12 protein-coding genes and 1 pseudogene are annotated in these 14,855 nt (G+C 45.9%); 3 read left to right on the forward strand and 10 right to left on the reverse strand.

Annotated features, from left to right (window positions below; genetic code table 11):
* Positions 1–192 precede the first annotated feature (192 nt).
* Positions 193–684, reverse strand: coding sequence for a phosphohistidine phosphatase SixA (gene sixA / locus RO21_RS02160; RefSeq protein WP_047976162.1), 492 nt, complete (start codon positions 682–684; stop codon positions 193–195).
* Entirely contained in the window at positions 656–781 is a 126-nt protein-coding gene (locus tag RO21_RS13615) for a hypothetical protein (protein ID WP_265588425.1), read from the reverse strand. Before RO21_RS13615 ends, sixA begins: the two co-directional genes overlap by 29 nt.
* A 24-nt stretch (positions 782–805) precedes the next feature.
* Between RO21_RS13615 and pyk the strand changes: the two genes are divergently transcribed.
* The 3 genes from pyk (at position 806) to RO21_RS02175 (ending at position 5,909) form a co-directional block, all read left to right on the forward strand.
* Positions 806–2,245, forward strand: coding sequence for a pyruvate kinase (gene pyk, locus RO21_RS02165; RefSeq protein ID WP_047976163.1), 1,440 nt, complete (start codon positions 806–808; stop codon positions 2,243–2,245).
* Positions 2,246–2,305: 60 nt separating this feature from the next.
* On the forward strand, positions 2,306–4,279 hold the full coding sequence (recD, locus tag RO21_RS02170; RefSeq protein WP_047976164.1) for an exodeoxyribonuclease V subunit alpha: 1,974 nt from the start codon (positions 2,306–2,308) through the stop codon (positions 4,277–4,279).
* 76 nt (positions 4,280–4,355) lie between these two features.
* A complete protein-coding gene (locus RO21_RS02175; RefSeq protein ID WP_206539764.1) occupies positions 4,356–5,909 on the forward strand; it encodes a SulP family inorganic anion transporter in 1,554 nt (517 codons plus the stop codon).
* 137 nt (positions 5,910–6,046) lie between these two features.
* On the opposite strand, the pseudogene RO21_RS12385 reads toward RO21_RS02175, so the two are convergent.
* The 8 genes and pseudogenes from RO21_RS12385 to polA form a co-directional block, all read right to left on the reverse strand.
* A pseudogene (locus tag RO21_RS12385) lies at positions 6,047–6,373 on the reverse strand (transposase); the annotation flags it as partial.
* Positions 6,374–6,631: 258 nt separating this feature from the next.
* Positions 6,632–7,762: a bifunctional chorismate mutase/prephenate dehydrogenase gene (gene tyrA / locus RO21_RS02180; protein ID WP_047976165.1), complete on the reverse strand. Its 1,131-nt coding sequence runs from the start codon at positions 7,760–7,762 to the stop codon at positions 6,632–6,634.
* Between the two features lie 261 nt (positions 7,763–8,023).
* Positions 8,024–9,085: a 3-deoxy-7-phosphoheptulonate synthase gene (locus RO21_RS02185; RefSeq protein WP_047976166.1), complete on the reverse strand. Its 1,062-nt coding sequence runs from the start codon at positions 9,083–9,085 to the stop codon at positions 8,024–8,026.
* Positions 9,086–9,125: 40 nt separating this feature from the next.
* Positions 9,126–10,160, reverse strand: coding sequence for a glycosyltransferase family 9 protein (locus RO21_RS02190; RefSeq protein ID WP_047976167.1), 1,035 nt, complete (start codon positions 10,158–10,160; stop codon positions 9,126–9,128).
* Positions 10,160–10,750 carry a sugar O-acetyltransferase gene (locus RO21_RS02195; protein WP_047976168.1) on the reverse strand — a complete coding sequence of 197 codons (591 nt, stop codon included), beginning with the start codon at positions 10,748–10,750 and terminating at the stop codon, positions 10,160–10,162. Before RO21_RS02195 ends, RO21_RS02190 begins: the two co-directional genes overlap by 1 nt.
* Positions 10,751–10,759: 9 nt before the next feature.
* Complete coding sequence (locus RO21_RS02200; protein WP_047976169.1) at positions 10,760–11,098, reverse strand: TusE/DsrC/DsvC family sulfur relay protein; 339 nt, start codon at positions 11,096–11,098, stop codon at positions 10,760–10,762.
* Positions 11,099–11,148: 50 nt separating this feature from the next.
* Positions 11,149–11,811, reverse strand: coding sequence for a Bax inhibitor-1 family protein (locus tag RO21_RS02205; protein ID WP_047976170.1), 663 nt, complete (start codon positions 11,809–11,811; stop codon positions 11,149–11,151).
* A 105-nt stretch (positions 11,812–11,916) separates the two neighbouring features.
* A complete protein-coding gene (gene polA / locus RO21_RS02210) occupies positions 11,917–14,766 on the reverse strand; it encodes a DNA polymerase I (protein ID WP_047976171.1) in 2,850 nt (949 codons plus the stop codon).
* Between the last annotated feature and the right edge of the window lie 89 nt (positions 14,767–14,855).

The raw sequence follows: 14,855 nt of genomic DNA on the forward strand, positions 1-14,855 counted from the left end.
TTTTATCCTATTGAAATAATTTGATTTTTATAAAGGACACACGCAGTGTGTCCCTACATTCTGTTAAAATGTCTATTTTTGTGCATTTGCTACATATACCGCATTATGCAACAACAGGCGCGCCCTCTGTCTCATCAGAAAGTCAAATTTATGCTGCTGCACGTTTTATCGTGCGCTAATAGTAACATTTTTTTATGAGGGAAATTCACTCACCGCCAAATTACCGACACCATTTTGCCACTCGACTTCGGCGATCACCGCAGGGTAAAAATGCACGCTCTGCTGGTGTTGTGTCAGCCGTTGCACCAGATCGAATACCAAGGGCAGATGAGAAACCAATAACACATTTTCCACGCCGTTCTGTGCTAAAAAATCAAGGTAATTCAATACATTATCCGGTTCACCGTCCGGCGTAATACCCGCCCAACTTTCACGAATATTTGCAAAACTTTGCACAGAACCGACTGCTTGCATTCCCTGTTGCACAAAATCCGCCGTTTGCTGCGTTCGCACATAGGGGCTGACAATCACTTTATCCAAGCTAACATTTTGATTTTCCAATCGTTTTGATAGCCATTGTCCTTGTTTGAACGCCATTGTCTGACCTTTTTCCGTCAGCGTTCTTGCACTGTCTGTCGCCGCATTAAAGCCTGCTTCACCGTGCCGCATTACCCAAATCTTCATTTTGTTCCCCCTTCGGTTGTTTAAACTGAACCAATTTGGGCGTATAATGCACGGCGTTTTGAGCGGTGGCAAGCCGCAATGAAAAGATTTTTATCATTTTTACTTATGGAGTAACTCAATAATGTCTCGTAAACTCAGAAGAACCAAAATCGTTTGTACAATGGGGCCGGCGACAGACCGTGGCAATACCTTAGAGAAAATCATTGCGGCGGGTGCAAATATGGTTCGTATGAACTTTTCTCACGGTGTGCCGGAAGATCACATTGAACGTGCGAATAAAGTGCGTGAAATCGCCAAACGTTTAGGTAAACACGTGGCGATTCTCGGCGATTTACAAGGCCCGAAAATCCGTGTTTCTACCTTCAAAGACGGTAAAATTTTCCTCAATATCGGCGATAAATTCACCTTAGATGCGGATCTGCCTCGTGGCGAAGGACACCAAGAAGCCGTTGGTTTAGACTATAAAAACCTGCCGAATGATGTTGTGCCGGGCGATATTCTGTTGTTAGATGACGGTAATGTACAATTAAAAGTGCTTGAAATTCAAGGCGTTAAAGTTCTAACCGAAGTGATTGTCGGCGGCCCGTTATCCAACAATAAAGGGATCAACAAATTAGGCGGCGGTTTATCTGCACCGGCATTAACCGATAAAGACAAAGAAGATATTAAATTAGCGGCTAAAATCGGCGTGGATTTCTTAGCGGTCTCTTTCCCGCAATCCAGTGCCGACTTACACTACGCCCGTCAATTAGCCTTAGAAGCCGGCTTAGAAACCAAGATTGTCGCAAAAGTAGAACGTGCCGAAACCGTTGCCACCGAAGAAGCAATGAACGATATTATTTTAGGGGCAGACGTAATTATGGTTGCCCGTGGTGATTTAGGGGTGGAAATCGGTGATGCGGCGTTAGTCGGCGTGCAGAAAAAATTGATCCGCCGCTCGCGTAAATTAAACCGTGTGGTGATCACCGCAACGCAAATGATGGAGTCAATGATCAAAAAACCGATGCCGACCCGTGCGGAAGTAATGGACGTGGCAAATGCGGTCTTAGACGGCACAGATGCGGTGATGCTCTCCGGTGAAACGGCGAACGGCGATTATCCAGTTGAAACGGTTAAATCAATGGCGGAAGTGTGCTTAGGGGCAGAAACAATGCCGAGCATTAACGTTTCCCGTCATCGTATGGAAGATTCATTCACCACCATTGAAGAAGCCACTGCAATGTCGGCAATGTACACCGCTAACCACCTTGAAGGCGTGAGTGCGATTGTCGCATTAACTCACTCCGGCGAAACGGCAAAATTGATGAGCCGTATCAGCTCCGGCTTGCCGATTTATGCGATGTCCCGCAACGAAAAAGCGTTAAACCGTTGTGCGTTGTACCGTGGTGTAACGCCGGTATTCTATGACAAAGACAGCCGTACTATTGAAGGTGCAAAAACCGCAATCGCCCTCTTAAAAGAGCAAGGTTACTTAGTCAGCGGTGATTTGGTACTTCTCACCCACGGCGATGAACTAAGAGAAGGCGGTACTAACACTTGCCGTATCTTACGAGTTGAATAATCTTTTCATTTCAGTCAAAATCCACGCTTGGCGTGGATTTTTTATTAACGACAAACCGCTATGCTCACTCTGCTTTCGCACTTAAAATCCGAAAACCTGATTTCCGAACTTAATTACCAATTTGCCAAGCTCATCGACCGTAAGCAGCAAGCCTACGCCTACTCACCCTTGCAGCAGAATTTGGCTGTGCTGCTTAGTGCCTTAGTGTCGTTTAATGTGATGCAAGGTCATAGTTGCATACGGTTGAACTCCGCGTTGGCACTCAACCCGTTCGGGCTGAAAGGCAAAACGCTTACCCAAGATTATACGCTTTTGATTTTGCAAAAAATTGAGCATATCTCACCGCTTGAATGGCAATCAGTGTTGGCGGATCATATCGCCTTTAGCAGTAGTCCCGATCAGATTGCTCCACTCTTATTCCAACACGAACGGCTCTACTTTTATCGCTATTGGCAAGCGGAACATCGCATCGCCCGTTATTTTCAACAAGCAGTCAATTCGGCGGACGAGTTTGCAAATGATGATCAACACTCCGCTATCCTTGCTCGCTTTTTTACCCCACAAACGCAGATAGACTGGCAGCAAATTTCGGTGGCAACCGCCCTTGCTAAGCCGTTTTGCCTGATTTCCGGCGGGCCGGGTACGGGCAAAACCCGCACCGTTGCGATCTTACTGGCGGCGTTACAACTTAAACAATTAACGCTAAGCCAACCGCTGCTCAAAATGGCGTTAGTTGCCCCAACGGGCAAAGCGGCGGCACGGCTGAAAGAGTCGATTACGGCAAATATGGCACAGCTTGATATTCCGCACAGTTTGAAAGAGAGCGTACCGCAACAAGCCTCGACCATTCACAGTTTAATCGGGATTCGTCCCGACCGCGATACGCCCCGCCACCATCCTAAAAATCCGTTACATCTTGATCTGGTGGTAGTTGATGAAGCCTCAATGATCGACCTGTTTGTAATGGAAAAATTGCTCAACGCACTCAAGCCTCAAACCCGTTTAATTATGCTGGGCGATAAGGATCAACTTGCCTCGGTCGAAGCCGGCAACGCAATGGGGGAATTGGGAACGCTTACCACGCTCGGTTACAGCCAAACGCACAGCCAATATTTAACCAAGGCAACCGGCTACCCGATTTTCTCGCAAAATCAGCGAGTGCCGCCGATCTGCGATACCCTTTGCCACCTTCGCCACAGTTACCGCTTTGATGAAAAATCGGGGATCGGGCAACTGGCGGCACACATCAATGCTAAACAAGCGGTCGGATCTTGGCGGATTTTAGCAAATCGGGACTATGCTGATCTCAACTTACAGCCCTACCCTGCGGTAACGCAATTTTCGGATAAACGCCAATGGCAGCAAGCCTGCGTTAATCAGGTGGTAGAACAGGCAGTGTATTACTATCGGGACTATTTAACACTGGTCAAGCAAAGGCTCACATCACCTACACAGGTTTCAGTGGCAGATATTTTTCAGGCATTCCAAAAAGTGCGTTTTTTATCGGCATTGCGGGTCGGTGAATTAGGGGTGGAACGGCTTAATCAAACCATTGCCGAAGCCTTGCAAACCGCCCGTTTGGTACAGTTTAAGCAGAGCCGGGAAAGCTATCTCGGTAAGCCGATTTTAATCACCGAAAATGCCCCGCAGCAACAGATTTTCAGCGGCGATGTGGGGATTATTCTGCCGGACGAACAGGGCAAACCTCGCATCTATTTTGAAACGAACATAGACGGCAAACCGCTCAGCATTTCCCCTAGCCGTGTGCCGAGCTATGAGCCTGCCTATGTGATGACAGTGCATAAATCGCAAGGCTCGGAATTTGAACATACCCTGCTCATTATGCCGCTGACCTTTTCGCCGGTATTAACGAAGGAATTACTCTACACGGCAGTTACCCGTGCGAAATGCCGCTTTACCCTGTTCAGCGAAGAAATGATTTGGAAAAAAGCCGTACAAGCAGATATTCAACGCCAAAGCGGTTTAAATGCCCAACTGCTACAACTTTTTGAACAACAAATTTCAGAAGTGTGATATAGACCAAATTTTTTCCGGGCAAAACAGCGTAGAATAGCGACTATCATACGCTTAAGACAAATAAGGAAGTCAGATGATGGGCGAAAAACAACGTGTCGGGTCATTACTTAAACAAAATTTCTCATCGGGGCTGGTGGTGTTTTTAGTCGCACTGCCGCTCTGTTTAGGGATTGCCTTAGCCTCCGGCGCACCGCCCCTTGCTGGCGTGATTTCCGGCATTGTCGGCGGTATTGTCATCGGTTCGCTCAGTACCTCACCGATTAGTGTCTCCGGCCCGGCGGCAGGGTTGGCAGCCATTGTACTCTCCGCAATTGCCGAGCTGGGTTCGTTCGAGCTTTTTCTATGCGCCGGTTTAATTGCCGGCGTTATTCAACTTATTTTCGGTTTTATACGAGCCGGCAGCCTCACCAACTACATTCCCCTCTCGGTCATTGAAGGAATGTTAGCCGGTATCGGCGTACTGATTATCCTCAAACAAATCCCCTATGCACTCGGCACAAGCCAAGATAGATTACTGACACTAATAGACCTTGATATCCATTTCGGTTCGCTACTCGTGGCAATCGTCTCCCTCGTGATTATGCTAATTTGGGAACGCCACCCACGTTTCAAATACTATAAATTATTACCGTCTGCGTTAGTCGCCGTCGTTGCAGGTATTCTGCTTAATCAACTGTTTATCACCTTAAACAGCCGCTTAGCCATTACCGATCACCAACTCGTCCAACTGCCTGTGCTGCAAGATACCGCACATTTCGACCATTTTCTCCGTTTTCCGCACTTTGAAGGGCTAATGGATAGCCGTGTATGGCTAATCGGCATTACGATTGCGATTGTCGCCTCCATTGAAACATTACTCTCCATTGAGGCGGCTGATCGGCTAGACAAACATCGCCGCATTACCGACACTAACCACGAATTACGGGTACAGGGCGTGGGTAATCTTTGCGCATCGTTGATCGGCGGCTTGCCGATGACATCGGTAATCGTGCGTTCTTCTGCCAATGCCAATGCCGGTGCGACCCATAAACTTTCAACGATTATTCACGGTCTTTTACTGTTGGTCTGCGTCTTAGCAATGCCGATATTGCTGAATAAAATTCCCCTTGCAACCCTTGCGGTCGTGCTTATTTTAGTCGGGTTTAAACTCACTCACCCGAAAGTGTATAAGCAATTTTGGCAAAAAGGCATTTACCAATTTGTGCCTTTTATCGCCACAATGGTAGCCGTGGTCTATTTAGATTTATTGAAAGGGGTTGGTATCGGTTTGCTCATCAGCATTCTGTTCATTTTACACGGCAGTATGAAACGCTCTTACTATTTAAGCCGTGAAGAATTAGCCGCCGCCGATGAAATCGTGTTAGAACTGGGGGAAGAAGTGTCATTCCTGAATAAAGCAGCAATAAAGAAAACCCTAAAAAACGTGCAACCAAACTCAAAAATTACGATTAATGCCGAACGCAGCCTCTACATTGCCAGCGATGTGCTAGAGCTGTTGGAAGACTTTACCAATGTGTATGCGCAAGAAAACGATATTCAAGTTACCCTACGGGGATTTAAATATGATTATGAAGACCAATCCAGCCACGGCAGCCACATTCGTGTCGAACACCGTAGTCGGATTTAAGGTAAATTTAAGTACTTTTTAATTTTTTATATTTCTCACAGCTCCATAAACTTACCGACCACAGCAGCTATTTTCATCGTTTAGTCTTGCTTATCTATCAAAACAATTTACCTTTGGAAAAGGGCTGTCCTAGATAACTAGGCTAAGTCTCCTTTAACTACTTGTTTTAAAATTAAAACTTGAGTTTTATGTCACTGTCATTAAAACGCTATTCACATTCCTTTAAATAAAGCGCAAAATGCACTTTTGGAATACAATTAAACTTGCGCAAATGGCGTTTGGCTTTACCCCAAACCTTCTCAACTCCATTAATGTGGTTATGATGTTCGGCAAAATATGTGCTGAGATTGGGGCGGAAATGACTAAATTCACTGATACAAGTACATCATAACTACGATCAGTATCGGTATAAACAATACTGTCCGCCTTTACTTGTCTCGTATAATCGGTAACAATACAGTGGCAAGTTTAAATTGTAAAAATAGATGTCAGAGCATTTGAGGTAAGGTAGCCTAATAACTTCGAATACTAATCTGAAGGCTTATTTTCCATAAAAATTCCCTTGAGTATAGAGTAATTTAGATAATAAAGAGAAATATCAGTCAATTTATTTATTAACTCTTTAAGCAACAGAATATTTAAAAGAAATTTAAACAGCCTTGCTCCCTAGTGATAAATTTCCTAGTTTTATTAGTTCCCCCCATTTAACGGATGGATTGTTATTACCCCCTCAAATCACTCGCCTGCTGTAATAGATTACGGCTCTCTTTTAGGAATTGAGCCGAGTAATCGCCGAACCATTGGCGGACATTTTCAAATGCGTTGAGAAATCCCTGTTTATCATTCTGTTTGAATAACGCCAAACTCTCGGCAAAATGCTGTTGTAATGCTTCGATCACGGCTAAATTCTCCGGCTTATCCGCAATAATATCGGCATATAATTCACCATCTTGGGCAAATAAGCGCCCAATCATTGCAAGTTCTAGGCGGTAAATCGGCGAAGACAAAGCTAATAATTGCGGGAGCTTAACCGCTTGTTGAGAGAGATGCACACCGTAAACAAACGTGGAGAAATGGCGCAATGCTTGAATATAGGTCATTGCGTGATCGTGTTCGTTTGCATCAATCGACTCAATTTTACTGCCCCAAATCATCATTTGATCGAGCAGCCATTGGTAACGTTCCGCAAAGCGTCCGTGGCAACAAGCAATAACCTGCTTTGCCATACTGGTAATATCAGGCCCGAACATTGGGTGCAGTCCGACCACTGCACCTTGATGCACTTCCAACATCTTCGCAAGCGGCTGTGTCTTAACGGAGGTGAGATCCGCTAAAATCATATTTTCCGTTAAATACGGCTGCAGTCGCTCTATTGTTTCCAACGTTTTATCTATTGGCACACACACGATGACAATATCCGCATTGGCTAAAATTGCCTGTGCATCGTCCCAATCTTGCCGATCCAATACCTCAACATTGTAGCCGGATTGCTTAAAATAATGGGCAAACAGTCCGCCTAATTTACCTCGCCCACCAACGATAACCATTTTCTCAATATCAGTATTGATCTTTTTGAAGCCGTGCCGATTTTCATTCGCGTAAGATTCCCTCATCACTCGGCGCAGAACATCTTCAATTAAGTCGCCTGAAATTTGCTGCTTTTCCGCTTCCTGACGGCGGGCTTGAATCATTGCCGCTTCCCGATCAGGGGCATAAACAGGCAAACCGTACTGATGCTTAATTTTGCCGACCTCAGCAACTAAAGCGAGGCGTTTTGCTAAAAGTTGGATAAGTTGTTGATCAACCTGATCAATCTGCTCTCGGATAGGGGCTAAAGAGTTAAAATCGTTCATATTATCACCAAAAATAAAACAAGCGGTTAGTTCCTTCGCATTATTTGCAAAAATTCGGTATTATGTAGCAAATGCACAAAAATAGACATTTTAACAGAATTGTAGGGACACACTGCGTGTGTCATTTATAAAAATCAAATTATTTCAATAGGTTAAAATCCGGACACTTGCAGTGTGTCCCTACAACCTAACAAAAAACAACTTTGTGCAACTGCTACATAATATTGCAAAAATTAAAGCAGAACCGACCGCTTGTTAATGTTATCGATTGAGTTGTTGGGCAAAATTCGTCAGTAATGTTTCGGTCGTTTGCCAGTCGATACAAGCGTCCGTAATGGATTGACCATACTGCATCGCACTAAACGGTTGCTCCGAAGATTGATTGCCGGCAACCAAATGGCTCTCTAACATTAAGCCGATAATGGACTGATTGCCGGCATTCAGTTGTGCCAACACATTTTCTGCCACTAACGGCTGGCGGCGATAATCTTTGTTAGAATTACCGTGGCTGCAATCAATCATTATCGCTTCCGGCAATCCGGCTTTACGCAAAGCCAATTCGCATTCTTCGACAAACGGTGCTTCAAAATTCGGGGTTTTGCCACCCCGCAAAATTACGTGCCCGTCCGGATTTCCTTTCGTTTTGAGTAATGTAACCTGTCCCTGTTGGTTAATACCGATGAAACTGTGCCCCATTGCCGAGGCCTGCATCGCATTTATCGCCACCGCTAAATTGCCGTCCGTCCCGTTTTTAAAGCCCACCGCCATTGATAATCCTGATGCCATTTCCCGATGGGTCTGCGATTCGGTTGTTCTCGCCCCGATTGCCGACCAACTGAACAAATCGGCTAAATATTGCGGGCTGATCGGATCAAGTGCTTCTGTCGCAAGCGGCAAGCCCATTTCCGCTAAATCTAACAATAATTTACGGGCAATGCGTAACCCTTTCTCTACATCGAAAGAGCCGTCCAAATTCGGATCGTTAATCAGTCCTTTCCAGCCGACCGTGGTTCTCGGCTTTTCAAAGTAAACCCGCATTACAATGTAAAGTTTATCTGACACTTTATCCGCTAACGCTTTTAATTTTCTGCCGTATTCCAACGCAGAAATCGGGTCGTGAATCGAGCAAGGTCCGATCACGATCAACTGACGCTTATCTTTTTTGTGAATAATATTGGAAATGACTTGGCGGGAAGCCTCAATCTGCTTACGTAACGTATCGCTTAACGGAAACTCCTGTTTCAAGCCCTGTGGTGTGAGTAGCACTTTTTCATCAGAAATATTAACATTGTGAAGACTATCTTGGTTGATGACCGTGTTCATTTTTGTTTCCTTACCTGTAAATTATTTAGTACGAGATAATTTACAGCTTTACCGCTAAGGTTTCAAGCACTTTTTCAACCACTTGTTCAACTTTAATCTGTTGCATTAGCTCCTTCCCCTTCGCTTTAGTTGCCCAAGGCAATGCCTGCCAAGGTTTGCCATATTCTGCCAATATTGCCTCATCATAGACGGAAATCACCTTATCCAAATCCCGATACGGCCCAGTACGGCGGGGATTATGCACCGCATAAAGCCCTATCACAGGGGTATGTTGGGTTGTCGCAATGTGGGCGGGGCCGGAGTCGGACGACAGCACTAAATCCGCTTGTCGAATCAATGCCGCTAATTGTTTTAATGTTGTTTTACCCGCAAGATTAAGGCAGTTAGGCGCAAGTTGTTGAATTTTTTCAGCCGTTTCCATTTCATAAGCTGAGGGAGAACCGCAAATGATCACGTTGATATTATGGGCTGCCAGTATATTGGCAACCGCTGCATAATTTTCCGGCAGCCAATCTTTTTCTATCTTGCTGGAACAAGGGGCGATCAGGATATTTTTGCGAGCGGGCGCCAAAAACTGTGCCGTATAGTCCAAATCTTCTTGGGTAACAGGCAATGCCCAATGCGGTGTTAAATCTTGCACACTAAGGGCTTTGGCGAACATCATCTGTCCGTCTAAAACGTGGGGACACGCGGTCTGTTCCACTTTAACATTTGTAAACAGCCACTGCCCTTCCCTTGCTCTATCACGGTTAAATCCGATTTTCATTTTTGCCCGAATACCGAGAGATAAAACAGACGCACGCAACGCCGTTTGCATATTCAGCAGCGCATCGAACCGCTTGTGGCGTAGCATTCGCCAAAGTGTCAAGATACCTTTCCAGCCCGATTTTTTATCATAGGGAATCAGGGTAACATTTGCTATTCCTGACATTAAAGCAGCTTCGGTTTTCCCGATAATCCAATAAATTTCCGCTTCAGGATAGTGGCGCTGAATCGCTTGAATGACCGCGAGGGTGTGGCAAACATCACCGATAGCGGACAGACGTAATACACAAAGGGAGAGAGGTTTTTTCATTAAAATTCACGGTTCTTGAAATAGTAGCGACGATCGTCATCGTTAAGCATACGCAGCACCCGACACGGATTACCGGCGGCAATGCTATTGTCTGGAATATCACGGGTTACGACACTGCCTGCACCAATCACCACATTATTCCCAACACGCACATTCGGCATTATCACCGCATTACCGCCAATCCAGACATTATCGCCGATTCTGATCGGCAAGGCGAACTCTAGACCGCTGTTGCGTTTATCCGGATCAAGCGGGTGGGCGGCGGTAAATAATGACACATTCGGTGCAAACATCACGTTATTGCCGATCACAACTTCGGCACAATCCAAAATTGTGCAGTTATAGTTGGCGAAAAAATTATCGCCAAGCTTGATGTTATCGCCATAATCACAACGGAACGGCGGTTCAATATGAAATGTACCGCTTTGCCCAAATAATTCTCGGAACAACGCATTGCGTGCATCCACCTGATCCGGTGGCAACTGCGAAATCTTAAAACAGCACATTTTGGCACGCAAGCGGTCGGTTTGCAGGCTTTCATCGGCAGGATCATAAAGCTGCCCTGCTAACATTTTTTCACGTTCGTTCATTGTCATACCCTATAAACATTTTGCCGGCTTCGGCAAACCGGCAATTTTAGTCGCCTGTTTTGCCGGGCCGTCAGGAAAAAGGTGTTGCAAATAACGGCTGTTACCCTTTTCTTCACCAAATTTTTGGGCAAGGGATTTGACCAACATTCTGATCGCAGGCGAGGTTTTATACTCTTGATAAAATTCCCGCACAAAAAAAACGATTTCCCAGTGTTCCGGCGTAAGTGTAATGTTCTCTGCCTTGGCGATTTCTTCTGCCAACTCAGGCGACCAATCGGCTAAATTTTTCAGATAGCCAAATTCATCGGTGGCAAATTGTTGTTGATTTAATTGAATAAAATGATCCATAGTCCAATAAAAAATGCCACATTACTGTGGCATTTGTCAAAATCGAAAACTTAGTCGTCGCTGCCGAGTACCCCAAAAATATTGAGGAAACTCACAAATAAGTTGTAGAGAGAAACGTATAAATCCACTGTCGCACGGATATAGTTCGTTTCGCCACCGTGGATAATATTGCTGGTTGCAAGCAAGATCGCACCGCTTGAGAACACAATAAACAGCGCGCTAATCGCAAGGCTTAATGCCGGAATCGCTAAGAACAGGTTAGCAATCACCCCAACTAATAGTACGACAAACAACGCAATCATCATTCCGGAGAGGAAAGACATATCTTTTTTGGTGGTCAGCACATACGCCGAACAGGCAAAGAAAACCAATGCGGTTGCCCCAAAGGCTAATGCCACCACATCGCCTAAGCCGTGGCTGAGGTAAGCGTTTAAAATCGGCCCAAGGCTATAACCGAGAAAACCGGTCAAAGCGAAAACGCTGGCAATACCCGCCGCACTATTTGCGGTGGCGTTAGTTAAAAATAATAAACCGTAGAAACCCGCCAACATTCCCCACCAAGGTAAACGCGGCAGGTTCAACGTCATCGCCACGAAAGCGACAACCGCCGAAAAAGCAAGGGTCAGCCCTAATAAAAAGTAAGTATTGCGTAACACTTTGTGGGTGCTCAGCAGGGATTCACTGCGTGTATCCGTTACTAAACGATCTTGCATAAAAACTCCTGTCAATAAAAGGATTTGAGATGAAAAAACACGGATAAATTAGCGGTAAATTCAACCAAAGTCAATAGAAAACCGCCCGTTTAATTTACGCTACGTTTAATGCGCTTCGTCCCAGTTTGTGCCGATACCGACCTCGGCAATCAGCGGGACGGTCAGCGCTATTGCGCTCTCCATTTTCTGCTTAATCAGTGCCGAATAATGTTCAATACGTTCTGTTTTGACTTCAAATACCAGTTCATCGTGGACTTGCATAATCATTTGAATGTCATCGCAATCCCGAATTGCTTCATCAATCGCAATCATTGCCACTTTGATAATATCTGCCGCTGTGCCTTGCATTGGTGCGTTAATCGCAACCCGCTCGGCTGCTTTGCGGCGAATTTGGTTGCTAGAACGAATATCCGGCAAGTATAAGCGGCGACCAAACAGCGTTTCCACATAGCCTTTTTCAGCCGCACTTTCCCGAATATTCAGCATAAATTGTTGCACTGACGGATAACGTTGGAAATAGCGATCCATATAATTTTGCGCTTCGTTACGCCCGATATTAAGCTGATTTGCCAAGCCGAAAGCCGACATACCGTAAATCAGTCCGAAGTTGATCGCTTTGGCACTGCGGCGTTGCTCGCCGGTAACGGCGTCTAACGCTACGCCAAAAATTTCGGCGGCAGTGGCTCGGTGAATATCTTTGCCCTGCTCAAAGGCAGCAATCATCGTTTCATCGTTTGCCAAATGCGCCATTATGCGCAGTTCGATTTGGGAATAGTCCGCCGCTAAAATTTGATAACCTTCGCGGGCAATAAAGGCTTGGCGGATACGTCTGCCTGCGTCATTGCGGATAGGAATATTCTGTAAATTCGGATCGCTGGAAGAGAGCCGCCCGGTTGCCGTTACCGCTTGATGATAAGAGGTATGCACCCTGCCTGTGTGAGGGTTGATCATTTGCGGTAATTTATCCGTATAAGTGGATTTCAATTTGCTCAAGCCCCGATGTTCAATCAACAAGCGTGGCACACTATGCCCCATCGCTGCCAGTTCTTCCAACACCTCTTCATTAGTTGAAGGTGCGCCTTTCGGGGTTTTCTTCAACACCGGTAAATTTAATTTTTGGAATAAAATATCTTGGAGCTGCTTGGTCGAGGCAAGGTTAAACACTTCTCCCGCCGCCTGATGCACCTGTTGTTCCAATTCTGCCAAACGCTGTTCAATTTCGTTAGATTGTGCGTGCAATAAACTCGGATCAATCAACACCCCATTCCGTTCTACCCTTGAAAGCACCGACACGAGCGGCATTTCCACTTGCTCGAAAAGCTGTTGCAGGCTTGGCACGTCAGCTAGCTCGGCGGATAACACCTGATGCAATTTCATTGTAATATCCGCATCTTCGGCGGCGTATTCGGTTGCCTTGTCCAACGCAATATAATCGAACGTTTTTTGATGTTTCCCTTTACCCGCCAGTTCTTCAAACGGGATTGTTTGATGCCCTAAATAACGATCGGCAAGCTCGTCCATATTATGCCGCCCCGTGCTGTTAAGCGTGTAGGATTCCAGCATTGTATCAAACGCCACGCCTTGTAATTCAATACCATTTCGGGCAAAAATGGTTAAATCGTACTTGATATTCTGTCCGATTTTGTTGATCTGCGGGTTTTCCAAGATCGGCTTGAGGCGAGCTAAGCAATCGGCTTTATCAAGCTGTTGCGGTAACAGTGCCGCTTGCGGCTCAAGCTCGTCAAACAGATCATTCTGCTCGCCCGCAGCCCCTTTATGGGCAAGCGGAATATAGCAGGCTTCGCCGTTTTCAAGGGCAACGGAGATGCCGACCAAATCGGCAGACATTGCATCAAGGCTATTGGTTTCGGTATCTACTGCAATTAAATCCGCCTGCTGTAATTTCGTCAGCCATTGTTGGAACAATCCTTCACTGTTTACACATTGGTAAGCGGTGCGATCGATACTGATTTTTGCAATCGGTTTTGCAAGGTTTTGCTCGGTACTGACCGCTTGCGTAGCAGCATAGCGGTTAGGAATGGCTTCCGGTGCGGTTTGGGTAACCGGATTGGCATCGTTCATTACTTCATTCAACCAGCGTTTAAATTCATAACGCCCGAACAACTCCACCAGCTGATCCCGCTGCTGCGGCTGGGTCAATAGCTGATCGTGGCTGACCTCAAGTGCAACATCGGTTTTAATCGTCGCAAGACGATACGAGAGATCCGCCATTTCCTTATCAGCTGCCAGTTTCGGCGCAAAGGTTTTCGCCCCACGAAAGCTCAAAGTCGCCACTTTGTCTAAATTCGCATAGATTTCCTGCATTGAGCCGATCCCTTGGAGCAACGCCAGTGCGGTTTTTTCACCCACGCCTTTCACCCCCGGAATATTATCCGAGCTGTCGCCCAATAAAGCGAGATAATCAATGATCAACTCCGGCGGAATACCGTATTTTTCAACCACGCTATCACGGTCAAGTAGCGTATTGTTCATTGTGTTGATCAACATAATATGATCGTTCACCAGTTGTGCCATATCCTTATCGCCGGTGCTGATCAGCACGTTTTTGCCTGCCTGTGCCGCCTGCACGGCGAGAGTGCCGATAACATCATCGGCTTCCACCCCTTCCACCGAAATCAGCGGAATGCCGAGTGCTTTAATCATTGCGTGTAACGGCTGGATTTGTGCGCGTAATTCGTCCGGCATCGGCGGACGATGAGATTTATAGGCATCATAAAGCTCGTCCCGAAAGGTTTTGCCTTTGGCATCAAACACCACGGCAATATGGCTCGGCTCGACCTGCGCAATCAGGCTTTTCAACATATTCAACACGCCATACATCGCACCGGTCGGTTCGCCCTGCTTATTCGTCAAAGGCGGAAAAGCGTGAAACGCACGGTAAAGGTAGGACGAGCCGTCCACTAAAACAAGGGGGTTAGCTGCAATGGTTGCCATTTGGATTCTCTCGGTTGAACAAAAAAGAAAGCATTATAACGGAAAGTGGCAGGGCTGATAAATAGTTGCAAATATTTGACGATCGGCGA

Origin of the sequence: Muribacter muris, from assembly GCF_001038205.1 — a bacterium.
Taxonomy (GTDB): domain Bacteria; phylum Pseudomonadota; class Gammaproteobacteria; order Enterobacterales; family Pasteurellaceae; genus Muribacter; species Muribacter muris.

Coding starts and splice junctions, on each gene's coding strand:
- sixA (WP_047976162.1), bottom strand. CDS start 684: ATGAAGATTTGGGTAATGCGGCACGGTGAAGCAGGCTTTAATGCGGCG.
- RO21_RS13615 (WP_265588425.1), bottom strand. CDS start 781: ATGATAAAAATCTTTTCATTGCGGCTTGCCACCGCTCAAAACGCCGTG.
- pyk (WP_047976163.1), top strand. CDS start 806: ATGTCTCGTAAACTCAGAAGAACCAAAATCGTTTGTACAATGGGGCCG.
- recD (WP_047976164.1), top strand. CDS start 2,306: ATGCTCACTCTGCTTTCGCACTTAAAATCCGAAAACCTGATTTCCGAA.
- RO21_RS02175 (WP_206539764.1), top strand. CDS start 4,356: ATGATGGGCGAAAAACAACGTGTCGGGTCATTACTTAAACAAAATTTC.
- tyrA (WP_047976165.1), bottom strand. CDS start 7,762: ATGAACGATTTTAACTCTTTAGCCCCTATCCGAGAGCAGATTGATCAG.
- RO21_RS02185 (WP_047976166.1), bottom strand. CDS start 9,085: ATGAACACGGTCATCAACCAAGATAGTCTTCACAATGTTAATATTTCT.
- RO21_RS02190 (WP_047976167.1), bottom strand. CDS start 10,160: ATGAAAAAACCTCTCTCCCTTTGTGTATTACGTCTGTCCGCTATCGGT.
- RO21_RS02195 (WP_047976168.1), bottom strand. CDS start 10,750: ATGAACGAACGTGAAAAAATGTTAGCAGGGCAGCTTTATGATCCTGCC.
- RO21_RS02200 (WP_047976169.1), bottom strand. CDS start 11,098: ATGGATCATTTTATTCAATTAAATCAACAACAATTTGCCACCGATGAA.
- RO21_RS02205 (WP_047976170.1), bottom strand. CDS start 11,811: ATGCAAGATCGTTTAGTAACGGATACACGCAGTGAATCCCTGCTGAGC.
- polA (WP_047976171.1), bottom strand. CDS start 14,766: ATGGCAACCATTGCAGCTAACCCCCTTGTTTTAGTGGACGGCTCGTCC.